Origin of the sequence: Streptomyces lonarensis, from assembly GCF_012033735.1 — a bacterium.
Taxonomy (GTDB): domain Bacteria; phylum Actinomycetota; class Actinomycetes; order Streptomycetales; family Streptomycetaceae; genus Streptomyces; species Streptomyces lonarensis.
This window is the reverse complement of sequence record NZ_JAAVJD010000074.1, coordinates 1-22,341: the sequence shown is the minus strand read 5'-3', so window position 1 is coordinate 22,341 and position 22,341 is coordinate 1. Positions and strand designations below refer to the sequence as shown.

General features: G+C 74.5%; 22 protein-coding genes and 1 pseudogene. 14 read left to right on the top strand and 9 right to left on the bottom strand.

Annotation, left to right across the window (positions count from 1 at the left end; translation table 11 throughout):
* The first annotated feature begins 242 nt into the window (after nucleotides 1–242).
* Complete coding sequence (locus HCN56_RS27240; protein ID WP_312871195.1) at nucleotides 243–1,514, top strand: peptidoglycan binding domain-containing protein; 1,272 nt, start codon at nucleotides 243–245, stop codon at nucleotides 1,512–1,514.
* A 74-nt stretch (nucleotides 1,515–1,588) separates the two neighbouring features.
* Here HCN56_RS27240 and HCN56_RS12005 read toward each other — a convergent pair whose 3' ends face one another.
* The gene (locus HCN56_RS12005; RefSeq protein WP_167970218.1) at nucleotides 1,589–2,620 is read right to left on the bottom strand and encodes a GNAT family N-acetyltransferase; all 1,032 of its coding nucleotides are present in this window, start codon (nucleotides 2,618–2,620) and stop codon (nucleotides 1,589–1,591) included.
* A 135-nt stretch (nucleotides 2,621–2,755) separates the two neighbouring features.
* Between HCN56_RS12005 and fdxA the strand changes: the two genes are divergently transcribed.
* Together fdxA and dapC are read left to right on the top strand one after the other, a co-directional pair.
* The gene (gene fdxA, locus HCN56_RS12000; RefSeq protein ID WP_167970216.1) at nucleotides 2,756–3,082 is read left to right on the top strand and encodes a ferredoxin; all 327 of its coding nucleotides are present in this window, start codon (nucleotides 2,756–2,758) and stop codon (nucleotides 3,080–3,082) included.
* A gap of 155 nt (nucleotides 3,083–3,237) precedes the next feature.
* Nucleotides 3,238–4,344 carry a succinyldiaminopimelate transaminase gene (gene dapC / locus HCN56_RS11995; protein WP_167970214.1) on the top strand — a complete coding sequence of 369 codons (1,107 nt, stop codon included), beginning with the start codon at nucleotides 3,238–3,240 and terminating at the stop codon, nucleotides 4,342–4,344.
* A 176-nt stretch (nucleotides 4,345–4,520) separates the two neighbouring features.
* On the opposite strand, the gene HCN56_RS11990 is transcribed toward dapC, so the two are convergent.
* Together HCN56_RS11990 and HCN56_RS11985 are read right to left on the bottom strand one after the other, a co-directional pair.
* Nucleotides 4,521–4,967, bottom strand: coding sequence for an ATP-binding protein (locus HCN56_RS11990; protein ID WP_209312628.1), 447 nt, complete (start codon nucleotides 4,965–4,967; stop codon nucleotides 4,521–4,523).
* Between the two features lie 295 nt (nucleotides 4,968–5,262).
* Nucleotides 5,263–6,153, bottom strand: coding sequence for a hypothetical protein (locus HCN56_RS11985; RefSeq protein WP_167970212.1), 891 nt, complete (start codon nucleotides 6,151–6,153; stop codon nucleotides 5,263–5,265).
* A 48-nt stretch (nucleotides 6,154–6,201) separates the two neighbouring features.
* Here HCN56_RS11985 and dapE point away from each other — a divergent pair, with 48 nt between their 5' ends.
* Nucleotides 6,202–7,284: a succinyl-diaminopimelate desuccinylase gene (gene dapE / locus HCN56_RS11980; protein ID WP_167970210.1), complete on the top strand. Its 1,083-nt coding sequence runs from the start codon at nucleotides 6,202–6,204 to the stop codon at nucleotides 7,282–7,284.
* Nucleotides 7,285–7,637: 353 nt separating this feature from the next.
* Nucleotides 7,638–8,435, top strand: a complete 798-nt coding sequence (locus HCN56_RS11975) for an LOG family protein (RefSeq protein WP_167970208.1) — start codon at nucleotides 7,638–7,640, stop codon at nucleotides 8,433–8,435.
* 85 nt (nucleotides 8,436–8,520) lie between these two features.
* Here the strand turns inward: HCN56_RS11975 and folP are convergent, their stop codons facing one another.
* Nucleotides 8,521–9,381 (bottom strand): dihydropteroate synthase, encoded by an 861-nt coding sequence (gene folP / locus HCN56_RS11970; protein WP_167970206.1) that lies wholly within the window; start codon nucleotides 9,379–9,381, stop codon nucleotides 8,521–8,523.
* 62 nt (nucleotides 9,382–9,443) lie between these two features.
* Between folP and HCN56_RS11965 the strand changes: the two genes are divergently transcribed.
* The gene (locus tag HCN56_RS11965) at nucleotides 9,444–9,866 is read left to right on the top strand and encodes a DivIVA domain-containing protein (RefSeq protein WP_167970204.1); all 423 of its coding nucleotides are present in this window, start codon (nucleotides 9,444–9,446) and stop codon (nucleotides 9,864–9,866) included.
* Between the two features lie 120 nt (nucleotides 9,867–9,986).
* Here the strand turns inward: HCN56_RS11965 and HCN56_RS11960 are convergent, their stop codons facing one another.
* Nucleotides 9,987–10,802 carry an enoyl-CoA hydratase/isomerase family protein gene (locus tag HCN56_RS11960; RefSeq protein WP_167970202.1) on the bottom strand — a complete coding sequence of 272 codons (816 nt, stop codon included), beginning with the start codon at nucleotides 10,800–10,802 and terminating at the stop codon, nucleotides 9,987–9,989.
* A 303-nt stretch (nucleotides 10,803–11,105) separates the two neighbouring features.
* Between HCN56_RS11960 and HCN56_RS11955 the strand changes: the two genes are divergently transcribed.
* Complete coding sequence (locus HCN56_RS11955; RefSeq protein WP_103500878.1) at nucleotides 11,106–11,273, top strand: DUF3117 domain-containing protein; 168 nt, start codon at nucleotides 11,106–11,108, stop codon at nucleotides 11,271–11,273.
* Between the two features lie 101 nt (nucleotides 11,274–11,374).
* Here the strand turns inward: HCN56_RS11955 and HCN56_RS11950 are convergent, their stop codons facing one another.
* Nucleotides 11,375–12,025, bottom strand: coding sequence for an O-methyltransferase (locus tag HCN56_RS11950; protein WP_167970225.1), 651 nt, complete (start codon nucleotides 12,023–12,025; stop codon nucleotides 11,375–11,377).
* A gap of 157 nt (nucleotides 12,026–12,182) precedes the next feature.
* Here HCN56_RS11950 and sigE point away from each other — a divergent pair, with 157 nt between their 5' ends.
* From sigE to HCN56_RS11925, 5 genes and pseudogenes are all read left to right on the top strand, one after another.
* Nucleotides 12,183–12,983, top strand: coding sequence for an RNA polymerase sigma factor SigE (gene sigE / locus HCN56_RS11945; RefSeq protein ID WP_245246467.1), 801 nt, complete (start codon nucleotides 12,183–12,185; stop codon nucleotides 12,981–12,983).
* On the top strand, nucleotides 12,973–13,872 hold the full coding sequence (locus HCN56_RS11940) for an anti-sigma factor family protein (protein WP_312871193.1): 900 nt from the start codon (nucleotides 12,973–12,975) through the stop codon (nucleotides 13,870–13,872). Before sigE ends, HCN56_RS11940 begins: the two co-directional genes overlap by 11 nt.
* Nucleotides 13,873–13,977: 105 nt before the next feature.
* A pseudogene (locus HCN56_RS11935) lies at nucleotides 13,978–15,188 on the top strand (S1C family serine protease); the annotation flags it as partial.
* A gap of 76 nt (nucleotides 15,189–15,264) precedes the next feature.
* Nucleotides 15,265–15,876: a sec-independent translocase gene (locus HCN56_RS27415; RefSeq protein WP_209312627.1), complete on the top strand. Its 612-nt coding sequence runs from the start codon at nucleotides 15,265–15,267 to the stop codon at nucleotides 15,874–15,876.
* Nucleotides 15,877–16,011: 135 nt separating this feature from the next.
* On the top strand, nucleotides 16,012–16,653 hold the full coding sequence (locus HCN56_RS11925) for a hypothetical protein (protein ID WP_167970200.1): 642 nt from the start codon (nucleotides 16,012–16,014) through the stop codon (nucleotides 16,651–16,653).
* A gap of 224 nt (nucleotides 16,654–16,877) precedes the next feature.
* Here HCN56_RS11925 and HCN56_RS11920 read toward each other — a convergent pair whose 3' ends face one another.
* Entirely contained in the window at nucleotides 16,878–18,041 is a 1,164-nt protein-coding gene (locus tag HCN56_RS11920) for an Mrp/NBP35 family ATP-binding protein (RefSeq protein ID WP_167970198.1), read from the bottom strand.
* A 191-nt stretch (nucleotides 18,042–18,232) separates the two neighbouring features.
* Here HCN56_RS11920 and HCN56_RS11915 point away from each other — a divergent pair, with 191 nt between their 5' ends.
* Nucleotides 18,233–19,009 carry a hypothetical protein gene (locus HCN56_RS11915; RefSeq protein WP_312871192.1) on the top strand — a complete coding sequence of 259 codons (777 nt, stop codon included), beginning with the start codon at nucleotides 18,233–18,235 and terminating at the stop codon, nucleotides 19,007–19,009.
* Nucleotides 19,010–19,114: 105 nt separating this feature from the next.
* Here the strand turns inward: HCN56_RS11915 and HCN56_RS11910 are convergent, their stop codons facing one another.
* Both HCN56_RS11910 and HCN56_RS11905 read right to left on the bottom strand, forming a co-directional pair.
* On the bottom strand, nucleotides 19,115–19,633 hold the full coding sequence (locus tag HCN56_RS11910; protein ID WP_167970196.1) for a hypothetical protein: 519 nt from the start codon (nucleotides 19,631–19,633) through the stop codon (nucleotides 19,115–19,117).
* Nucleotides 19,634–19,772: 139 nt separating this feature from the next.
* Nucleotides 19,773–20,522 (bottom strand): ferritin-like fold-containing protein, encoded by a 750-nt coding sequence (locus tag HCN56_RS11905; RefSeq protein ID WP_167970194.1) that lies wholly within the window; start codon nucleotides 20,520–20,522, stop codon nucleotides 19,773–19,775.
* A 346-nt stretch (nucleotides 20,523–20,868) separates the two neighbouring features.
* Between HCN56_RS11905 and HCN56_RS11900 the strand changes: the two genes are divergently transcribed.
* Nucleotides 20,869–22,341 (top strand): DEAD/DEAH box helicase (locus HCN56_RS11900; protein ID WP_167970220.1); only part of this gene is annotated, 1,473 nt, incomplete at its 3' end.

The window sequence follows — 22,341 nt, the reverse complement described above, 5'->3', positions numbered from 1 at the left end:
CCGCCGTCCCGGCCGAGCCGCGTCGCACAGAAGGCGTCGGCCACGGCCGGCGGCGCGTGCTGCACCAGCAGCGCGCCCTGGAGGACCAGCGCGATCCGCTCCGCCAACCGCCCGGCGGTTCCGGCGCGGTGCCGCCGCTGCCCAAACGCGACGTCGGCACCGCGGCCCCCGCGACGCCGTCCTCCCCGGTCTTCGGCACCCGCGGCCCCGCGGGACCGACCAGCGGACCGGCCAGCGGCGACATGCCGCTGCCCCGCGCCGACCGCGCGGCGGGCGGCGCCCCGCAGGAGGTCGGCAACACCACCATGGACCTCGGCGGCCCGCTGCCCCGCAGCACCAACGCCGAGGCCGCGGAGCGCTGGGCCCGGGACAGCCAGACCACCCAGGCGATGCCCGCCGCTGGGCAGGTCACACCTCCCGGCTCGCCGGTCCTCACCGACCCGTTCCAGCACTCCGACACGCCACCGCCGAGCCCCTTCGGCGGTCCGCTGACAGCGCCCCTGCCGGACCGGGAGGAGTTCGCGGCGGAGCCCGAGCCGCCGGCGCCGGCGGCCGCGGGCAAGACAAAGAAGAAGCGGTCCTTCCTCAAGCTGGCCGTGGTCGCGGCCGGCGGCGTCCTCGTCCTGGCCTACGGCGCCGGCCTGCTGCTCAACCAGCAGGAGGTCTCCGCGGGCACGACCGTGCTCGGCCACGACATCGGCGGCTCCTCCCAGGACGCGGTCGCCACCCTCAACTCCGCGCTGGCCGGGCCCATGGAGTCCGACCTCACGCTGGTGGTCGGCGGGGACGAGATCCCGCTCAAGCCCAGCGTCGCGGGACTGTCGATCGACACCGAGGCGACGGTCCGCGCCGCGAGCGGCACCGACTACAACCCCGTCGCGGTCCTCGGCTCGCTGGTCGGCGGCTCCACGGAGGTCGCCCCCGTGTGGACGGTCGACGAGGAGAAGCTGGCGGCCGCGTTGAGCGACGTGACCGCCGGCCTCGGCGGCGCGCCGGTCAACGGGTCGGTCTCGCTGGACGGCGGCGTACCGGAGGCCGTCTACGGCGAGCCCGGGACGGGGGTGGACGTCGAAGCCGCCGCCCCGCAGGTCCGGGAGGCGTTCCAGCAGCGCGCGGCCAGCGGGGACGACGTCCCCGTGGAGCTCAGCGCCACCACCGTCGAACCGGAGATCGACCAGGCCGAGGTGGACCGCGCGATGTCCGAGTTCGCCGAGCCGGCGATGTCGGGCACCGTCACCGTGGCGGCCGGCGAGGGCGGGCCGTCCATCCAGTTCAGCCCGGAGAACTCGCTGCACCGCTTCATCACCATGGAGGCGGTCGAGGGCCGGCTGGTCGAGCGCTACGACCTGGAGACCCTGGAGACGCTGTACGGCGGCACGTTCGTCGGCATCGAGGTCGTCCGCGGCGACGGCAGCAGCACTCCGGTGACCCCGGAGGACGTGGTCAGCGCGCTGCGCGGCGCCCTGCTGGAGACGTCGCCCGAGCAGCGGGTCGGCTACATCGACCTGGGCTGATCCCCTCGGCGAGGACACCTCGCCCCCACCGACCGGCCGTGGCGGCCCTGCCGCCGCGGCCGGTCGCATGGTGACTACGGCAGGGGCGCGCGGCGGTAGTGGTAATGGTGGTGCACGGTGAAACCGAGGCGCTCGTAGAGGGTGTGCGCCGGCGCGTTGTCCCGTTCCACCTGCAGGTAGGCCGCCGACGCGCCCTCCGCGAGCGCTGCGCGCGCCAACTCGGCCATCACGGCGCGGGCCAGACCGCGACGCCGCCGGTCGGGCGCCACCTCGATCGACGCGAACCCCGCCCAGCGGCCGTCGACCACGCAGCGCCCCACCGCCGCCGGCAGGCCGTCGCCGTCGCAGCCGCCGCTGTCATCGTCCCGCGCCACCGTCGCGAACAGGACGGACGGTCCCGCGGGCAACAGCCGCCGGGCCGCCGCCGGGTCGCGGTCGGCGTTCCGGTAGCCGCGCAGCCAACGGCCGGTCAGCTCGCGGCCGACCGAGACACGCGGGTCCGGCGCGCGGTCGGCGAGGGGCGCCAGCGGCGCGACCCGCACCACCGCCGGCTTCTCGGCGGTCCAGCCGAGGCCGGCCAGCCGCTCGGCGAGCAGTTCCCGCCCCCCGGCACCGCCGCCGGTCGGCACGTGCAGCAGCGCCGGGAGGCCCCGCTCGGCGTACCAGCGCCGCACCGCGTCGAGATCGAGCCGCTCCTCCCCGGCGGCGTCGTCGGTGGCGGGGACCGCGGAGTTGGCGCGGTTGGTCCAGCCCTCGGCGGCGCGCAGCAGCCAGCCGTCCTGCTCCCGGGTGACCAGCGGCGGCCAGCCGCGGGCCGCGACCCGCGTCACCTCGGCGATCCCCGCGGAGGGGGCGCCACCGCGCCGCGCGGGGGCCGCGGGGACCACCTTCGCGGCGACGACGTCGGAGGTGGTGAGCGTCACCGCCGTGCCGTCCCGGCGGGTCACCACCACGCGCTCCGCCGACCAGTGGGTCAGCACGCCGAGCGTGTCGGTGAACCGCGTGCCGGGCGACGCGTCGCCGGTCAGCGAGCGCACCGAGACGCGTCGGCCGACGTCCTCCGGGCCGACCCGCACCTCCATGCGTACGCCCAAGGTGAACTCCACTCGCTTGTCCGCCCCTCGTGTGCATGCCGCCGTTCCGACCCGCGATACTAGGTGCTGAGCATCGACCGCGCTCCCGCGCGCCATGTGGGCGGAGCCACTTCGGACCGCCCGTCCCGACTGAGGAGGAACGACAGCGTGACCTACGTCATCGCGGAGCCCTGTGTCGACCTGAAGGACAAGGCCTGCATCGAGGAGTGCCCCGTGGATTGCATCTACGAGGGCGAGCGGATGCTCTACATCCACCCCGATGAGTGCGTGGACTGCGGCGCGTGCGAGCCGGTCTGCCCCGTGGAGGCCATCTTCTACGAGGACGACACTCCGGAGGAGTGGAAGGACTACTACAAGGCGAACGTCGAGTTCTTCGACGAGCTGGGCTCCCCGGGCGGCGCCAGCAAGCTCGGTCTCATCGAGCGGGACCACGCGTTCGTCGCCGCGCTGCCCCCGCAGCAGCACGACGAGTGACCGACGTCTGAGGTGACCGGGCCGGCCCCGCGCGCCGCTGACTGCCGCCGTGGCGGCCGGCTGCCACGCCGTGGCGACCCGCCACCCGCCCGCCGGTCGCCGCCCCACCCCGCCGCCCCGCCGGGGCGGCGCCGCACCAGAGAGCGAGTCCGTCCGTGAGCCAGCCCGTCTCCCCGCTCACCTCCCGCCTGCCCGTCTTTCCCTGGGACCGGCTGGAGCCGTACCGGGAGACCGCCCGAGCGCACCCCGGCGGCCTGGTGGACCTCTCCGTCGGCACCCCTGTCGACCCGGTGCCGGCAGTGGTGCAGCGCGCCCTCGCCGACGCGGCCGACCGCCCCGGCTACCCGACGGTCTGGGGCACCGCGGCGCTCCGGGACGCGATCACCGGCTGGTGCGAGCGGCGGCTGGGAGCGGTGGCGGTGAGCCATCACGAGGTGCTTCCCGTGGTCGGCTCGAAGGAACTGGTCGCCTGGCTGCCGACGCAGCTCGGCCTCGGCCCGGGCGACCGGGTCGCCTGCCCCCGGGCGGCCTACCCGACCTACGAAGTGGGCGCGCGGCTCGCCGGCGCGGAGCCGGTGCTCTACGACGACGTCCTCGAACTGGACCCCGCCGGCATCCGGCTGCTGTGGCTCAACTCGCCCAGCAACCCCACCGGGCGGGTGCTCTCCGCCGACGAGCTGCGTGCCGCTGTGGCCTGGGCCCGCCGTCACGGCGTGCTGCTGCTGAGCGACGAGTGCTACCTGGAGCTGGGCTGGGAGGCCGACCCGGTCTCCGTGCTGCACCCCGACATCTGCGGCGGTGACCGCACCGGCGTGATCGCGGTCCACTCGCTCTCCAAGCGGTCCAACCTCGCCGGCTACCGCGCCGCGTTCCTCGCGGGGGACGCCGCGGTCCTGGGGGAGCTGCTCCAGATCCGCAAGCACGGCGGGATGATGCTGCCCGCTCCGGTGCAGGAGGCCATGACGGTGGCGCTGGGCGACGACCGGCACGTCGCCGAGCAGCGCGAGCGGTACGCGGCCCGCCGTGCCGCCCTGCGGACCGCCCTGGAGGGCGCGAAGTTCCGCATCGAGCACAGTGAGGCGTCGCTCTACCTGTGGGCGACGCGCGACGAGCCGTGCTGGGAGACGGTGGCCGAGCTCAGCGAGCGCGGCGTGCTGGTGGCGCCGGGTGACTTCTACGGCAGCGCGGGGGAGCGGTTCGTGCGGGTGGCGCTGACCGCCACCGACGAGCGGGTCGCCGAGGCTGTCCGCCGGCTGGGCTGACGCCCGGGCAGCGCCCCGCCGCCGGCCGAGACGCGTCGGAGCCCGGCTCCCCGAGGTGGGGGAGCCGGGCTCCGGTGTCGGCGCGCGGTGGTGGTCCGTCGGCGGCCGGGAGGCCGTGCGGTCGCCGACGGCGGCGCGCCGGGGGCCGGTGCGGTACCGGCCGGGAGGGCTCGTGATCAGCCCATCAGGCCCATGCCGGGGACGCCACCGGCGGGCAGCGGGGCGTTGAGGCCGGGCACCGGGCCGGGCAGCCCCTTGCCGTTGAGCTGCGAGGCGGTCTCGCCGACCACCGTGGAGACCGCGCCGGTGGCGGCACCCGCGGTCTCCATGATGCTCGGCTCGGTGGCGGAACGGCTGAGGGAGCCCGCCGCCTTGCCGGCGGCCGGGACGGCGGCCTTGACCGCTTCGCCGCCGAGCTCCCCGGCCACCGCGGAGGTGTTCTGCAGCGCGGAGTCGGTCTTGTCGCCGAGGGAGGCGGTGTCCAGGTTGCTCAGGCTGCCGAGGTCGGTGGTCGGCGGCAGCGACAGCGCGGACGCGGAGCCGGCGGAGGCGACCACCGGGGCGGCGCCCGCCGCGATCACGAGCGCGACCTTGGCCATGCGGCGCTTGAGGGCGTTGGACATGTTTCTCCTTAGCGACGGGTTCCGAGCGTGTGTCACGACGGTTGGTGACCGGCCGCCACCCCGTCGGGGCTGCGCGGTCGGACGCCATGACTATCGGCCGCGGGCGGGTCGAAGTTGCGGTCCCCGTGGTAAAGGATTGGTAATGCGTCGCATTATCGGCGACGTTCGTCAATGACGCGCGCGAATTCACTGTTCCTGCGGGTGAATATCCATACCGGAGAACGGTGTTGGCTCGTTGTCCGTGGCGCCTGACAGCCGGCAGTCGCGCAGGGGCCGCACCCCCGCGGAACCCTCGTCATCGCTCGACGGTCAGCACGATCTCCCCGGCGTCGGCGCCGCTCTCGGTCCACCCGGCGCCGGCGTCCTCCACCGTCCACCGTTGTCCGTCGAACTCCACCGACTCGATGCCGAGTTGCACCGCGTGCACCACCGACCAGTGGGCCAGCGCCCACCCCCGGCCCTCCGGCGCGTCCGGCGGCACCGGCACGACCAGGCCCTCGGCGGAGACGACCGGCGCCGCCGCCCCCGGGAAGTCGGCCGCCAACCGCTCGGCCACCGCGGCCGGGTCGCCCGCCACCGGCTCGGCGGAACCGCGGCTGCACACCACGGCGGCCGACTCCCGCCCCGTGAACGCCGCGGCCATGACCGTGGCCTCCGGCTCGTGCTTCGCGTACTCGTCGGGGAAGGCGCTGCGCTGCACCTCCTGCGCCGCCACGGTCAACGGCAGCTCCAGGTAGTCCGGCACCTCGACCAGGTGGTCGTAGAACTGGCCGGACGCGTAGACCGGATCCATGATCTCCGCGATCGAACCCCACCCCATCGAGGGCCGCTGCTGGAACAGCCCCACCGAATCCCGGTCGCCGTAGTCGATGTTGTACAGGCTGGACTCCTGCATCGCGGTCGCCACGGCTATCACCATGGCCCGCTCCGGCAGCTCGCGGGTCGAGCCCACGACGGTCACCGTCGCCGCGTTCGCCGCCTGCTGCGGCGCCAGCCGGTACGGCTCGCCCTCCCGGGCGCCGTCGCGGTCGGCCACGGAGCAGTGCGCGGCGCGGACGGTGGGCTGGGTCTCCCGGTGCACGACCACGTAGACCGCGAGTCCCGCCAGGACGGTCAGCGCGACGGCCGTGCGCAGGAGACGACGGCGCCACGGTCGCCGCGCCGTGGAGGTGTTGGACACGGTCATAAGGTAACCGCTGGTCGCCGGGGTGCCGTCTGCGGGTAGCCTCGCCCCATGCAGCGACCCTCCCTCGACCTCAGCCTGGACGCCGCCGCCCTGACCGCGCAGCTGGTGGACATCCCCTCGGTCAGCGGCTCGGAGGAGCCGCTCGCGGACGCGGTGGAGGAGGCGCTGCGCGGCCTCGGCCACCTGCGGGTCGACCGCTGGGGCAACAACGTCGTCGCCCGCACCGCGCTCGGCCGCGCGGAGCGCGTCGTGCTCGCCGGCCACCTCGACACCGTGCCCATCGCGGACAACGTCCCCTCCCGCCTCGACGAGGACGGTGTGCTGTGGGGCTGCGGCACCAGCGACATGAAGTCCGGCGTGGCGGTACAGCTGCGGATCGCCGCCACCGTCCCCGAGCCCAACCGCGACCTCACCTTCGTCTTCTACGACAACGAGGAGGTCGAGGCGGACCGCAACGGCCTCGGGCGGCTCGCCGCCACCCACCCGGACTGGCTCACCGGCGACTTCGCCGTCGTCCTCGAACCCTCCGGCGGCGAGGTCGAGGGCGGCTGCCAGGGCACTCTGCGGGTCGTGCTGCGCACCGAGGGCGTCCGCGCCCACTCCGCCCGGAGCTGGATGGGCGCCAACGCGCTGCACGCCGCCGCGCCCCTCCTCGCCCGGCTCGCCGCCTACGAGCCCCGGCGCCCGGTCATCGACGGGCTGGAGTACCACGAAGGGCTCAACGCCGTCCGGATCAGCGGCGGGGTCGCCGGCAACGTCATCCCCGACGTCTGCGAGATCGCCGTCAACTACCGCTACGCGCCGGACCGCGACGAGGCGGCCGCCCTCGCCCACGTCCGCGAGGTGTTCGCCGACTGCGGTGTCGCCTCCCTCACCGTGGAGGACCACTCGCCCGGCGCGCTCCCCGGCCTCTCCCACCCGGCCGCACAGGCGTTCATGGCCGCGGTCGGCGGCGAGGCCCGCCCCAAGTTCGGCTGGACCGACGTCGCCCGCTTCAGCTCCCTCGGCGTCCCCGCCGTCAACTACGGGCCGGGCGAACCGAGCCTCGCCCACAAGCGGGACGAGCGGGTCGAGACCGCCCGCATCCACCACTGCGAGGAGCGGCTGCGCGCCTGGCTGACCGGCGCCTGACCGCGGCTCCCGGGCCGTGGCCCCCACCCCGGCCGCGGGACCGGGTGAGGGGCGGGCCGTCGCCCTCCTCGGCCCCGGCGCGGCTTCCGCGACGCCGCGCGGCGAAGGCCCGACGGATGCCGCACCCCGCCGCGACCGCCCGTGTTCACACCCGGGCCACGCCAGGAACCGTAGGGTGAGGTCAGCGGCCCCGTCGCGCGCCCATCGGGGGCGCCTGCGACGGGCCGCGCAGTCCGGCCGGAGCACCGGCCCGCAGACGGCAGCACCCGGGCACGCGCCCGTGGCCCGCCGCCCCGGAGGGGTGGCCGCGGCCCGACGCGCCCGGTACGACGCAGGTGGTGGAAGGAGTCGCGATGAGCAGCACGGAGCGCAACGAAACGGTCGCCCCCGAGGTGAACGGCCAGGAGTACGGCCGGCCCGACGGCCGCAGCGAGCAGGTCCTCGGACCGGTGGTGCGCCGCAGGGACCAGATGGTGCCCGGCACCACCGACCAGCGGCTGCTGGACACCCGCGGCCCCTCCGACTGGGTGCACGGCGACCCCTGGCGCGTGCTGCGCATCCAGTCCGAGTTCGTCGAGGGCTTCGGCGCGCTGGCGGAACTCGGCCCGGCCATCAGCGTCTTCGGCTCCGCGCGCACCCCGGCGGGCTCGCCGGAGTACGAGACGGGCCGCCGTATCGGCGCCGCCCTGGTCGAGGCCGGCTACGCGGTGATCACCGGCGGCGGGCCCGGCGCGATGGAGGCGGCCAACCGCGGCGCCAGCGAGGCCGACGGCGTCTCGGTGGGGCTCGGCATCGAGCTGCCCTTCGAGCAGGGGCTCAACCCGTACGTCAACATCGGTGTGAACTTCCGCTACTTCTTCGTCCGCAAGACGATGTTCGTCAAGTACGCGCAGGGGTTCGTGGTGCTGCCCGGCGGGTTCGGGACACTGGACGAGCTGTTCGAGGCGCTGACCCTGCTGCAGACCGGCAAGGTCACGCGCTTCCCGATCGTCCTCTTCGGCAGCGCCTACTGGAACGGGCTCGCGGACTGGCTCCGGCAGACCATGATCGCGCAGGGGAAGGCGTCCCCCCACGACGAGCAGCTCTTCTCCATCACCGACGACGTCGACGAGGCGATCGCCCTGGTGACGAAGGTCACCGCCGAGGGCTGACGCCACCGGCGCGCCCGGGCCCCGGGCGCGCCGGCCCCCGCGGCCCGGTTCCTCCCGGCCCGGCCCCGGCTCCTGATCTTTTCGCTCAGGCGAGCCCGCGCCGGGCCACCGCCGGCTCGGCGCGCCCGGCGATGGCCGCCACCATGCGCAGCACCTGCGCGGTCTCCGCCACCTCGTGCACCCGGTAGACCTGCGCGCCCAGCCAGGCGGAGACCGCGGTCGTCGCCAACGTCCCGAGCAGCCGCTCCTTCAACGGGACGTCGAGGGTCTCCCCGACGAAGTCCTTGTTGGAGAGCGAGACCAGCACCGGCCAGCCGGTCGCCGTCATCTCCGGCAGCCGCCGCGTCGCCTCCAGCGAGTGACGGGTGTTCTTGCCGAAGTCGTGCCCGGGGTCGATCAGCACCGACTCGCGGGGCACCCCCAGCTCCACGGCGCGCTCCGCCAGCGCCGTCGTGACCCGCAGCACGTCCGCCATGACGTCCGGGTACTCCACGCGGTGCGGGCGGGTCCGCGGCCGCGCGCCGCCCGCGTGGGTGCAGACCAGCCCCACCCCGTACCGGCCGGCGACCTCCGCGAGCCGCGGATCGACCCCGCCCCAGGCGTCGTTGAGGAGGTCGGCGCCGGCCTCGCACACCGCCGAGCCGACCTCGTGCCGCCAGGTGTCGACACTGATCACGACGGCGGGATGCCGGCGCCGGACCTCCGCGACGAAGCCGACGGTGCGCCGGATCTCCTCGGCGGCGTCCACCTCCTCGCCGGGCCCCGCCTTGACCCCGCCGATGTCGATGATCGCCGCCCCCTCGTCGACGGCGAGGCCCACGCGCTCCAGCGCCGGCTCGTCGAGGAAGGTGGCGCCCCGGTCGTAGAACGAGTCGGGTGTCCGGTTGACGATCGCCATGATCACCGGCTCGTCGGGGGCGAACTCTCGGGTACCCAGTCGCAGCATGCTGCGAGAATACGGCGGGACCGGGCGCGGCCCGGCGGTGACCAGCGACAGGAGGGCCGGCCGTGTTCGTGTGGCTGATGGTGGCGATGGTGGTCGTGATCGGCGGGGTGACGCTGGCGGTCCTCGGCAGCGGGGACGGCTCCGGCGGCCCGACCTCGGGCGGCTTGCCCGAGGCCGCTCCCGACCGCCCCGACGACCCGCTGCCGCAGGACCGCGCCGTCACCCCGGCGGATCTGGCCGCGCTGCGGCTGCCGGTGGCCCCCCGGGGCTACCGGATGGGCGACGTCGACGAGGTCCTGGACCGGCTCGCCGCCGAACTCGCGGACCGCGACGCCCGGATCGAGGAGTTGCGCGTGGCACTCGCCGGCGCGCAGGCCTACGCGGTCAGCCACGACCCCGGCGCGGCCGGCGACCGCACGGCCGGGAGCGCCGGAGCCGGGCCGCACCCCGGCGGACCGCGCACCGACCCGCCGCACCACGGCTGAGCCCCCGGCCGACGGGGGCGCCGGAGCCGATCCGGGCCCCGACGGACCGCACGCCGGCCCGCCGCACCACGGCTGAGCCCCCGGCCGACGGGGGCGCCGGCCGCGGGAGGGGCACCGGAGTCAGTGCCCCTCGAAGACCGGCTGCTCCTTGGCGACGAAGGACGCCACCGCGGCCCGGTGGTCCGCGCTGGCGCCGGCGGCCAGCTGCGACTCGGCCTCGACCTCCAGCGTCTCGGCCAGCGAGTGCGAGGCCCCGAACGCCAGCGAACGCTTGATGGCGGCGAGCGCCACCGTCGGGCCGGCGGCGAACGCCGTGGCCACCTGGAGGGCCGCCGCCGGCAGCTCCTCGTCGGGCACCACGCGCTGGGCGATGCCCAGCCGCTCCGCCTCGGCCGAGTCGATCCGGCGCGGCAGCATCAGCAACTCGGCGGCGCGGGCCGGGCCCACGACGCGCGGCAGCGTCCAGGAGAGCCCCGAGTCGGCGCTGAGCCCGATACCGGCGAACGCCGTGTTGAACGAGGCTCCCGCCGCCACCACCCGGTAGTCCGCCGCCAGCGCGAACCCCAGACCCGCGCCCGCCGCGACACCGTTCACTCCCGCGACGACGGGCTTCGGCATCGAGGCGATGGCGAGGGTGATCGGGTTGTAGTGGTCGCCGACCGTCCGCATGGCGCTGCCGGCGCCCGGAGCGCCGTCCGCGCCCTCGCGCTCGACCGCCAGCGACCGTACGTGCTCCTTGAGGTCCTGGCCGACGCAGAACGCGCGGCCGGTGGCGGTCAGCAGCACCGCCCGGACGGTGCTGTCGTCGCCGGCCGCCGTCAGCGCGTCCCGCAGCGCCTCCTTGGTCCGGGTGTCGAGCGCGTTCATCGCGTCGGGCCGGTTCAGCGTCACGACGGCGAGGTGGTCGGTCACGGCGTACTGCACGGTGTCTGCCATGCGGACAGCATGACGCAGCGTCCACCGACGGGAACCGGTGCGTGAGTGTGAGCTGCGTCAAACTCCCGCGACCGGGTGCTCCCGCCGCGCGCCGGGCCTCGGAGGACGGCGTTCCGGGCGGTTCCGGGAGGCAGCCGACTGCCCCGAGGGGCGGTCCGGGACGCCGCTGTTGGTCATCCGGTCGTCCCATGCGGGATAATGAAGGCGAGGCAATCTGTTCGAGACCGGCGCGCGCGTAGAACGCGCGCGCGTCTGGGTGGTCTGCGGGCGGATGATGAGCTGGTTTCAGGAAGGGGAACGAGCATGGCGGCCATGAAGCCGCGGACGGGCGACGGCCCGCTCGAGGTCACCAAGGAGGGGCGGGGCATCATCATGCGCGTTCCGCTCGAAGGCGGCGGGCGTCTCGTCGTCGAGCTGACCCCGGACGAGGCGGTCGCGCTCGACGAGGAACTGAAGAAGGTGTGCGGCTGACCGGCTGACAGCCGCAGTACCGAGGGAACACATCGCCCCGGAACGCTCGCGCGTTCGGGGGCGCCCTGCTGTCCGCCGCAGCGGGCGGACAGCAGGGCGGTTCAGCGGCAGGTGGCGCAGAGCAGGCCGTCGCCGACCGGCAGCAGCGCCGGTACCAGCCGGTCGCTGTCCCGCAGGGTCCGCAGCAACTCCCGCAGGGTCAGCACGGTCGTGGTCTGCGCCGAGGAGTCGACGGTGTCCCCGCCCGAGAAGACGCCCGCGAAGCACAGCACGCCCCCCGGCCGCAGCAGCCGGACGGCCTCACCCAGGTAGTCGAGGTACTCCTCGCGGTCGCCGTCGCAGAAGACCAGGTCGTAGCCGCCGTCCGTCAGCCGCGGCAGCACGTCCAGCGCGCGCCCCGGGATCAGCCGGGCGCGGTTCCCGGCGAAGCCGGCGGCACGGAACGCCTCCCGGGCGAACTGCTGCCGCTCCGGCTCGGTGTCCATGGTGGTGAGCACCCCGTCCGGCCGCATGCCCAGCAGCAGGTAGAGCCCGGAGACCCCCGTCCCCGTCCCTATCTCGACGACCGCCTTGGCGTCGGCCGTCGCGGTCAGCAGCCGCAACGCGTCGCCGCAGCCGGGGGAGACGCTGGCGACACCGATCTCCCGCGAGCGGTCCCGGGCCCAGAGCAGCGCCTCACCGGCAGCGGTCCCGATATCCGGTACACCGTACGCGTCGGCGAACGCCCAGCTGGTGTGCCCGTTGCCGGTAATGGCACTCTCCTGTCCCCGTCAGTCGCGGCACGACTGTATCGAGTCCGCCGGGGAACCGGACGCGGGGACCGTACGTTCTCCCGGTGCACGGGGCCATCCGCCCGGCGGCGGAAAGCAGGCCAATAATCCTTATCCGGAGCTAACGGGCGAGGTGACTATGGTTGGCACTCCACTGGACACCAGAGCCGACAGGGGAGGTGCGGCCGCGTTCGGTTCCCGGGGCGTTCTGCGCCGAATCCGGGGCGCTGCCGGCGGGCCGAATTCTGTGACCGACAATGCTGCACGCGCCCAGGTCGTTCCCGCCGCCGGTTTCCGGACGGACGGTGCGTCAGCTGCCGGCGCCGACACCGACACCGGATGGACTCCTCCCAGCTGGGAGGAGATCGTCTCCACCCACAGCGCCCGCGTCTACCGGCTGGCCTACCGCCTCACGGGCAACCAGTACGACGCCGAGGACCTCACCCAGGAGGTCTTCGTCCGGGTCTTCCGCTCGCTGTCCACCTACACCCCCGGCACGTTCGAGGGGTGGCTGCACCGCATCACCACCAACCTCTTCCTGGACACCGTCCGACGCAAGCAGCGCATCCGCTTCGACGCGCTGGGCGACGACGCCGCCGACCGGCTGCCCAGCCGGGAGCCGTCACCGCAGCAGCACTTCAACGACACGCACTTCGACGCCGACATCCAGCAGGCGCTCGACACCCTCGCGCCGGACTTCCGCGCCGCTGTCGTGCTCTGCGACATCGAGGGGCTCAGCTACGAGGAGATCGCCGCCACCCTCGGCGTGAAGCTCGGCACCGTCCGCAGCCGCATCCACCGCGGCCGCTCGCACCTGCGCAAGGCGCTCAGCCACCGCTCGCCGACCGCGCCGGAGCGCGACGACATCCTCCACGCCGCTCCCGTGCTCGCGGGCGCGCCGTCCGCGCGTACGGGGGAGGCTGAACCGAGTGAGCAGTGAGCAGCATCTCGGGGACAACCTCGCCGCCCTCATCGACGGCGAGCTCTCCCACGACCACCGCGACCGTGTCCTCGCCCATCTTGCGACCTGCGCCGGCTGCCGGGCGGAGGCCGACGCCCAGCGACGGTTGAAGAGCGCGTTCGCGCAGACCCCGCCGCCCCCGCCCTCCGACACCCTCCTCGCGCGCCTGCAGGGGCTGCCCGCCGCGCCACCGGCGGGCGAGGAGGGCGACGACGACCGCCCCGGCGGCTGGCCGACCGCCTCCGGGGCGCTCTCCTCGCCGGGGCGGCGCTCGCCCTTCACCCCGTCGGTCTTCGGCTCCGGCGGGTTCCCCGTCCACCGCGGCGGGGGCGCTCGCCGTGCCACCGACGGTCGCGGCGCGCTGCCCGTGCCGGTGCCACTCGGCTCCTCCGGGCTGCTGCCGGCCCGTCCGCCGCGCGGGCACCACCGCTTCGCGTTCGCCGCGGCGGGGGCGGTCTCGCTGGCGGCGGTCGCGATAGGCGGCGGGCTGGCGGTGACGGCCGGTTCCTCGACGGCCCCGGCGGGCGTCCCGGTGGCGATGGCGACCTCCGGCGGCGCCAGCCCGGGCCAGCGGCCCGGCAGCCGCCCGGAGGGCGACGACGAGGGGGCGCTCTCCCCGGTGGGGGCCGTCGCGGCGACCGGTGACGCCGAGGTGGTGCCGGAGACCTTCGCCGGCCACCCCGTCCTGCCGGTCTCGGAGCGGATGGCGGCCGTCCTGGCCACCGGGCCGCTGCCCACCGGGGTGCCCTACGCTCCTCCGGCCGACCGGGTCGAACCGGAGCCGGAGGAGCAGCCGCCCTCCCCGCAACGTCCGTTCACCGGCGTCTCGTACGACCCGCATCCACTCGGAGTGATGAGCCCGCGCTGAATCGCGCGCCGATACCTGGTTGAATCCATAGCCGTGGCCGGGCCGTGTGGCCGACGGCGATAGACGAGTGTGGGGGCGACCATGGACGACGGGAACCGCGGCGAGGAGCCGCGCCACGGTCAGGACCCGTACGGCACCCCGCCGTACGGGCGCCCCGGTCCGTGGGCCCCCGCGCCGCCGGTGCAGCACCCCGCCACCCCGCCCGCGGGGATAGTGACTCCGCCGCCGGCCGGCTCGTGGTGGGCGCCCTGGTGGTCGCGCTGGTCGCCGGCGGTGTCGGCGGTGTGGTCGGCGTGCAGCTGGAACGCGGCGGCAGCTTCAGCGAGGTGCGGCTGCCGCAGGCGACCGAGCAGGAGCGGGTCAGCCAGCCGGGCACCGTCGCGGCGATCGCCGAGGGCGCGCTCCCGGGCGTGGTGACCCTCTACTCCAGCGGCGGGGGCGCGGGCGGCACCGGCACCGGATTCGTACTGGACGACGAGGGCCACATCCTCACCAACGAGCACGTGGTGCGGCCGGCGCGGGACGGCGGCCGGATACAGGTCTCCTTCCACAACGGCGACGCGGTCCGGGCCGAGCTGGTCGGCTCCGACAGCGGGTACGACCTGGCCGTGGTCAAGGTCACCGGCGTCTCCGGGCTGAGCGCGCTGCCACTCGGCGACTCCGACACCGTCCGGGTCGGGGACTCCGTGGTGGCGATCGGTTCTCCGTTCGACCTCGACGGCACGGTGACCGCCGGCATCATCAGCGCGGTGAACCGGCCGATCACCGCGGGCGGCGAGGGTGACGGCTCCGACATCAGCTACGTCAACGCCCTGCAGACCGACGCCCCGATCAACCCGGGCAACTCCGGCGGACCGCTGGTCGACCAGAGCGGTCGGGTCATCGGCATCAACAGTGCCATCCGCACCCCCGGCGGCCCGGACGCCGACGGCGAGTCCCGCGGCGGGAGCGTGGGGCTGGGCTTCGCCATCCCGGTCAACCAGGCCAAGCGCATCGCCGAGGAGCTGATCAACACCGGGGTGGCGACCCATCCTGTCCTCGGCGTCAAGCTCGATCTCGGGTTCACCGGGAACGGCGCCCGGGTGGGCAGCAGCGCCGGGGAGACCGGCGTGCTCGCGGACGGACCCGGCGCTCGCGCGGGGATACGGGACGGCGACGTCATCACCGCGGTGGACGGCGCCCGGGTCCGCAGCAGCGACGAGCTGATCGTGAAGGTGCGGTCGCACCGCCCCGGCGACGTGCTGGAGATCACGTTGGAGCGCGACGGCGAGGAGCGCACGGTCAGTGCGGAGCTGGGCCGCGCCACCTCGGAGTGACCGCCCCTCCCGTGCGGGCGGTGCACCGGGGTACCGTGGCTGTCGCCGGATATCTTCCGCATGAGGGAGCTGACAGTTGTTCTTCGATATCGGACCGCTCAATTTCCTCATTCTGCTGATCCTGGCGATTCTTCTCTTCGGCCCGGACAAGCTCCCCAAGCTCATCCAGGACGCCGTGGGTTTTCTGCAGAAGGTCCGCGCCTACTCGGACAACGCCAAGCGTGACATCCGCTCGGAGTTGGGCCCGGAGTTCAAGGACTTCGAGTTCGAGGACCTCCACCCCAAGCGGTTCGCCCAGAAGCACCTGATGGGCAAGGACGAGCTGGGCCTGCGTGAGCTGCGCGACTCGCTGGACGTCCGCAAGGAGCTCACCGAGGTCCGCGACTCGCTGGACGTCCGCAAGGAGCTGACCGAGGCGACCGACGCGATCAACGGCCGGACACGCGGCGGGCCGGCCGGTGACGCGGGCGGGGGCCGGGACGTCGCGGGCAGCACGGCGGCGCCGGGCGACCCGGTGGAGCTCGACAAGGGCTTCGCGACGGAGGCGGAGATGCAGGTGGACGCCGCGCCGGTCAACGACAGCCACCAGGGGGGCGTGCGGCTCGACAAGACGGCGCCGACGACCCCCGCGAGCGCCCCGACCCGATCCTCGGCCACCGCACCGCCGTTCGACATGGACGCCACCTGACCGGGCATTCCATCGCATTTGGGGTATTTATCTCCGCCGGGTTTCCGGGCTTCCCCGCCGCGCGTGGGGCGGGTGGCTATCCTCGCTGTGTCCCGGGGCTCCCCCTGGGCACACGTGAGGAGGAGGCGTCCGCACATGGAGACGACGAGTCGGACCGGGCCGGACACCACTCAGGGGGTGCCGGGTGCCCGACGAGCGGTGGACGGCTACCTGAGTGCCGACTTCCCCTGGTACGGACTGGACGAGGCGTTCAGCGGGCCGCGCTGGCTGATGCAGGTGGCGGCGGCGACAGACGGATCGGTCGAGCACGGCTCGACCGGGCACGGCGACGAGCCGTCCTACCTGGCCGAACTCGGCCCGGAGGACCAGCGCTTCGCTGTGGTGGTGACCGTGGCGACCCGACCGGTCCGGCGCAGCCCCGACGGCACCGGCGTCCTGGAGGCCACCTCGGTCTCCTCGGCCGCCTGGCTCGCCGGTTCGGGACTGCTCTCGCGGACCTGGCCGACCCACATGGAACGCGCGCTGCGCCAGGACTGGCTGGAGCAGCAGACCAGCATCGCGTGGGAGCTCGCCGACCACCTGCAGGGTGAGGGCTGGTCCACGCTGTCCCTGCCGGTCGACGGCACGCCGACCGAGTTCCGCTACCGGGAGTCGGAGTACGGCTGGGTCCTGGCCGGCGCGGCCGGGGACGGCCAGCACATCGGTGCCTACGGTCGGGGCATGAGCGCCTACGGCCTCGGCTTCGCCGTGGTCGAGGACATCCACAGCTACACCTGACCGACCGGACCCGACCCGGTCCGGCCCGGAGCTCAGCCCCCGGCAGCAGCCGGGGGTGACGGCCGGGGCGGACCGCCCCGCGCGACCCGCTGCCGGGCCGCGTCCGGGTCCGACCCGCGACAGCCGCGGGCGACCCGCACGGGAGACCAGCGCGACGAAGGCCGGCGCCGTCAGGCGCCGGCCTTGTCATGTCACCACCGTGCCCGCAGCGGGGCGCGGCGGCGTCAGAACTTGTTGCGCGGCGTGATGCCCAGCGACAGCCCGGAGAGCCCCCGCTGCCGCGCGCCCAGCGCGTCCGCCACCGAACGGATCGCCGCTCCGGCGGGGGAGTCCGGGTCGGAGAGCACCACGGGCTTGCCCTCGTCGCCGCCCTCGCGGAGCCGGACGTCGATCGGGATCTGCCCGAGCAGCGGCACCTCGGCGCCGGTCGTGCGGGTCAGCCCCTCGGCGACCTGCTTGCCGCCGCCGCTGCCGAAGACGTCGACCATCTCGTCGCAGTGCGGGCAGGGCAGACCGGCCATGTTCTCCACCACGCCCACGATCTTCTGGTGCGTCTGCACCGCGATCGAACCGGCGCGCTCGGCCACCTCCGCCGCCGCCTGCTGCGGCGTGGTCACCACGAGGATCTCGGCGTTGGGCACCAGCTGCGCCACGGAGATCGCGATGTCGCCCGTCCCGGGCGGCAGGTCCAGCAGCAGCACGTCGAGGTCGCCCCAGTAGACGTCCGCCAGGAACTGCTGCAGCGCGCGGTGCAGCATCGGGCCGCGCCACACGACCGGAGCATTGCCCGGGGTGAACATGCCGATCGAGATGACCTTCACGCCGTGCGCCGACGGCGGCATGATCATGTTCTCGACCTGGGTGGGCCGGCCGTCGGTGCCGAGCATCCGCGGCACGGAGTGGCCGTAGATGTCCGCGTCGACCACGCCGACCTTCAACCCGTCGGCGGCCAGCGCCGCAGCGAGGTTCACCGTCACCGAGGACTTGCCGACGCCGCCCTTCCCGGAGGCGACGCAGTACACCCGCGTCAGCGAACCGGGCTGGGCGAACGGCACCTCGCGCTCGGCCTGTCCGCCGCGCAGCGACGCGGCGAGCTCCTTGCGCTGCTCGTCGCTCATCACGTCCAGCTCGACCTGGACCGCGGTCACGCCGGCGACGCCGCGCACCGCCTCCTGGACGTTGCTGGTGATCGTCTCCCGCATCGGGCACCCCGACACGGTCAGGTACACCCCGACCGTCACCGCGCCGTCCGCGGCGATCTCGACCGACTTCACCATGCCGAGATCGGTGATGGGCCGATGGATCTCCGGATCGTTCACCGTGGCGAGCGCGGCTCGCACCGCGTCGTCGGTGGGGGTGGTTCCGGCGGCGGTCGTGTCGGTAGCCATGACCCCGATGGTACGGCGCCGACACGGTGCGGCGGGACCGGCCCTGTGGCGTCGCCCACCCGCCGGGTACGCTGCCGCTCACTTGCCGGTGACCACCCGTGGGAAACCCGGCGACCGCCTGCGGCGCGCCCTCCTGCGGCCGTGGCCGCAGGACGCGTCCAGGACAGAGCGAGCCGAGGAGTGGCAGTCCCGTGACCCCCCGAGCCGGAAGGCGGCACCCCCTTCGCGACCTGCTGGTGAGCGGTCTGATCTGCGCGACCGGCGCGGGCCTGCTCACGGGTTGCGCCGGCGAGGAGGAACCCCCGCCGGACCCGGACGAGGGCACCAACGGACTGGGCTCGCTCCCCGCCGCGACGATCGAGGAGCGGGCGTTCGAGGCGGCCTCCGAGGCGGAGTCGCTTCGCCTGACCGGCTCGGTCACCGCGGGCGAGGCCGGGTTCCGCCTCGACATGCGGCTCGGCCCGGAGGGCGGGGTCGGCGAGGTCTCGACCCAGGGGGCGACCTTCGAGCTGCTCCGGGTGGAGGACGAGCTCTTCATCAAGGCCGACGCGGCCTTCTGGCAGTACCAGCAGTCCGAGGACGAGGCCGAGCGGGACATCGACCCCTCGACCAAGCTGGAGGGCATGTACGTCAAGGTCCCGCCGGACGACCCCTCCTACGACCAGCTCAGCGGCTTCACCGACAAGGCGCTCATGCTCGAACTGCTGCTGGCGATGGAGGGCACCCGCGAGACCGGCGACCGCGGCATGTTCAACAACGTGCAGACCATCAGCGTCGTCGCGGACGAGGGTGCCGGCGGGGTGCTGGAGGTCGCGCTGGTCGGGGACCCGTACCCGCTGCGGCTGGAACGGGGCGGCGAGGCGGGCGAGATCCGGATGGCCGAGTGGAACGAGGAGTTCCCGCTGCGCGCGCCGCAGGAGGAGCAGATCGTCGACTACGGCGACCAGATCCTCAAGGACGCCGGCTGAGCCATCCCCGGCGGCCCCGGCGGCCCGCCGCGCCCCGGTCCGGCGTCGCGGCGGGCGGCTTCCGGCGCCGCAGCGGTCGGCGGGCGGCCTCCGGCGGTCGCCGGGTCAGCGCCTGCGGCGTGCCACGGGCAGGCCGCTCGGCACACCGCCCCGCGTCAGCGCGGCCGAGGGCCGGGGCGGTTCGGCGCCCGAACCCTCGGGGTACGCCTCCGGGCGCTGCGTCGCGGGCCCTTCGTGCGCGAGTCGCAGCACCCGGCAGTCCGCCGCCCAGCGGGCAGGCAGTTCCTCGGCGTCCGGCGCGTTGAGCCGCTTGCCGCGCAGCTCGGCCACGGCGGCCGTCCACTCCGGGGAGTGTGCCGCCGGTTCGGAGACCCGCGCCGGCCACACCACCAGCCGGCCGCCGCTGTCCTTGCTCCGGGCGGTCACCGTGGCGATGCCGCCGTCCCGCAGCTCCAGCCCCTCCAGCGGCTGCTCACCCGGCCCGCCCACCACCCACACGGCGCCGTCGTGCCAGACGTGCCACAGGGCGCGTGCCGGGGCGGGGCCCGGGCCCCGCACCCACAGCAGCGAGGACTTCTTCGCGGTCTCCTCCACGAGGGCCGCGTCCAGCAGCGAGGTCGTCATCGCACCACCGTAGAGCGCGGCGCGCCCGGGCGGCACCGCGCGGCGGCGGCAGCGTGGGGCGGGCCGTCCGGCGGCAGCGTCGGGCGGGCCGTCTGGCGGGGCGTCGGGCGGGCCGTCTGGCGGGGCGTCGGGCAGCCGCTCAGGCGGCCAGCCCGAGCGCGGCCATCCGCTTGGTGTGGGCCTCGGTGATCCGGGCGAACATCTGGCCGATCTCCGCCAGGTCGAACCCGTCGGCGACCCCGCCGACCAGCATCGTGGAGAGCGCGTCGCGGTCGGCGACCACCCGCTGTGCCTGGGAGAGCGCCTCGCCCATGAGTCGCCGCGCCCACAGCGCGAGCGGGCCGCCCAGCCGCGGGTCCGCCTCGATGGCCGCGCGCACCTTGTCGACGGCGAAGTCCGCGTACCCCGTGTCGTCCAGCACGTTCACCACCAGGTCGCGGGTCTCGACGTCGAGCCGGTGGGCGATCTCGCGGTAGAAGTCGGCGGCGATGGCGTCGCCCACATAGGCCTTGACCAGGCCCTCCAGCCAGTCCGAGGGGGCCGTCAGCCGGTGGAACTCGTCCAGCGGCCCCGCGAACGGCTCCATCGCGGCGGCGGCGTCCACGCCGATCTCCGTGAGGCGGGCGGCGAGCCGCTCGTAGTGGTGGAACTCGGCGGCGGCCATCCGGGCCAGCGCCGCCTTCGCCTCCAGGCCGGGCGCGAGCCGCGCGTCCTGCGCCAGCCGCTCGAAGGCGGCGAGCTCGCCGTAGGCCAGGGCGCCCAGCAGGTCCACGATCGCGGCGCGGTAGCGGGGGTCGGCCGAGGCGTCCTCCCAGGTGCGCGAGGTGCCGCCCTCGGAGCCCTCTCGCTCGGTGCCGGTCTCGGAAGCTGACGTTTCGGGCGTGTCCATGAGCCGCAGAATAGCCCGGGACCTTCTGCCCTCACGATCGCCCCTGACACATGTGCGCGGTTCCGGGGTAGAGTGATATGGACCCGCCAGCAGGCGGGTCCCGTTCATGTGGAGATTCCTGGCCGGACCAGGACCCGCGGATGCCCGGTCGGTGGCCCGATCGGCTCCGACTGACAGCCCGCACGCGGACACCACCGTCCGCCAGGTGGGACCCGCTCGCGCGGTGCATGCGCTTGAGTGAGATGCCGGGTCCCGCGCCGCGGCGGCCCCTCGGGCCGCTCGTCGGCGCGGTGGACACGACCCGCCTCGCCATCGTGCTTCGCGTCACACAGAAGAGGCAAGCACACTGTCCACGACAACGTTCCGCAGTCTCGGCATCCTGGCCGAGACCGCCGAGGCCCTCGAGGCCGTCGGCATCGTCACCCCGTTCCCCATCCAGGAGCTGACCCTTCCGGTCGCTCTCGCCGGCTCCGACGTCATCGGCCAGGCGAAGACCGGTACGGGCAAGACCCTCGGCTTCGGCATCCCCGTGCTGGAGTCCGTCACCGTCGCCGCCGACGTGGAGGCCGGCCGGGCCAAGCCCGAGGACCTCTCCGAGGCGCCCCAGGCGCTCATCGTGGTGCCCACCCGTGAGCTCTGCCAGCAGGTCACCAACGACCTTCAGACCGCCGGCAAGGCACGTAACGTCCAGGTCCTCGCGATCTACGGCGGGCGTTCCTACGAGCCGCAGGTCGAGGCGTTGCGCAAGGGCGTCGACGTCGTCGTCGGCACCCCCGGCCGGCTGCTCGACCTCGCGGGCCAGCGCAAGCTGCGGCTCAACGAGGTCCGCGCCCTCGTCCTCGACGAGGCCGACGAGATGCTCGACCTCGGGTTCCTCCCCGACGTCGAGCGCATCATCCAGATGCTGCCGACCCGTCGGCAGACCATGCTCTTCTCGGCGACCATGCCCGGCCAGGTCATCTCGCTGGCCCGCCGGTACATGAACCAGCCCACCCACATCCGGGCCGCCGTCCCGGACGACGAGGGCCTGACCGTCGCCAACACCACCCAGCACGTCTACCGCGCCCACTCCCTCGACAAGGTCGAGATGATGGCCAGGCTGCTGCAGGCGGACGGGCGCGGGCTGGCCATGGTGTTCTGCCGCACCAAGCGGACCGCGGCCGACCTCGCCGACCAGCTCGACCGGCGCGGCTTCGCCGTCGGCTCGGTCCACGGCGACCTGGGCCAGGGCGCGCGTGAGCAGGCGCTGCGCGCGTTCCGCAACGGCAAGGTCGACGTGCTGGTCTGCACCGACGTCGCCGCCCGCGGCATCGACGTCGAGGGCGTCACCCACGTGGTGAACTACCAGACCCCCGACGATGAGAAGACCTACCTCCACCGCATCGGCCGCACCGGCCGGGCCGGAGCCAAGGGCAACGCCGTCACCCTGGTCGACTGGGACGACATCCCGCGCTGGCAGCTGATCAACAAGGCGCTGGGGCTGGACTTCAACGACCCGGCGGAGACCTACTCCACCTCGCCGCACTTCTACGCCGAGCTCGGCATCCCCGCCGGCACCAAGGGCGTGCTGCCCCGTGCCGAGCGCACCCGCGCCGGGCTCGACGCCGAGGAGGTCGAGGACCTCGGCGGCCCCGACGCCAAGCGCGGCGGCAATCGGCGCCGCACCGAGGAGCAGGAACGTCCCGCCCGCTCCGCCGGCTCCCGGCAGCGCCGCCGGACGAGGAGCGGTGCCCCCGTCGAGGAGGGCACGGAGGTCGGCACCGGGCCCGCGGACGCCGCGGCCACCGGCGAGGAGGCGGGCGGCGCCCGCCGCCCGCGT

What these genes read in the sequence shown, in the direction of transcription:
- dapE (WP_167970210.1), top strand. Translation starts at nt 6,202, where the DNA reads ATGCAGCGACCCTCCCTCGACCTCAGCCTGGACGCCGCCGCCCTGACC.
- HCN56_RS11955 (WP_103500878.1), top strand. Translation starts at nt 11,106, where the DNA reads ATGGCGGCCATGAAGCCGCGGACGGGCGACGGCCCGCTCGAGGTCACC.
- HCN56_RS11905 (WP_167970194.1), bottom strand. Translation starts at nt 20,522, where the DNA reads ATGGACACGCCCGAAACGTCAGCTTCCGAGACCGGCACCGAGCGAGAG.
- HCN56_RS27240 (WP_312871195.1), top strand. Translation starts at nt 243, where the DNA reads ATGCCGCTGCCCCGCGCCGACCGCGCGGCGGGCGGCGCCCCGCAGGAG.
- sigE (WP_245246467.1), top strand. Translation starts at nt 12,183, where the DNA reads ATGGTTGGCACTCCACTGGACACCAGAGCCGACAGGGGAGGTGCGGCC.
- HCN56_RS11925 (WP_167970200.1), top strand. Translation starts at nt 16,012, where the DNA reads ATGGAGACGACGAGTCGGACCGGGCCGGACACCACTCAGGGGGTGCCG.
- HCN56_RS11990 (WP_209312628.1), bottom strand. Translation starts at nt 4,967, where the DNA reads ATGTCCAACGCCCTCAAGCGCCGCATGGCCAAGGTCGCGCTCGTGATC.
- HCN56_RS11975 (WP_167970208.1), top strand. Translation starts at nt 7,638, where the DNA reads ATGAGCAGCACGGAGCGCAACGAAACGGTCGCCCCCGAGGTGAACGGC.
- HCN56_RS11910 (WP_167970196.1), bottom strand. Translation starts at nt 19,633, where the DNA reads ATGACGACCTCGCTGCTGGACGCGGCCCTCGTGGAGGAGACCGCGAAG.
- folP (WP_167970206.1), bottom strand. Translation starts at nt 9,381, where the DNA reads ATGCTGCGACTGGGTACCCGAGAGTTCGCCCCCGACGAGCCGGTGATC.
- HCN56_RS11960 (WP_167970202.1), bottom strand. Translation starts at nt 10,802, where the DNA reads ATGGCAGACACCGTGCAGTACGCCGTGACCGACCACCTCGCCGTCGTG.
- HCN56_RS11985 (WP_167970212.1), bottom strand. Translation starts at nt 6,153, where the DNA reads ATGACCGTGTCCAACACCTCCACGGCGCGGCGACCGTGGCGCCGTCGT.
- HCN56_RS11920 (WP_167970198.1), bottom strand. Translation starts at nt 18,041, where the DNA reads ATGGCTACCGACACGACCGCCGCCGGAACCACCCCCACCGACGACGCG.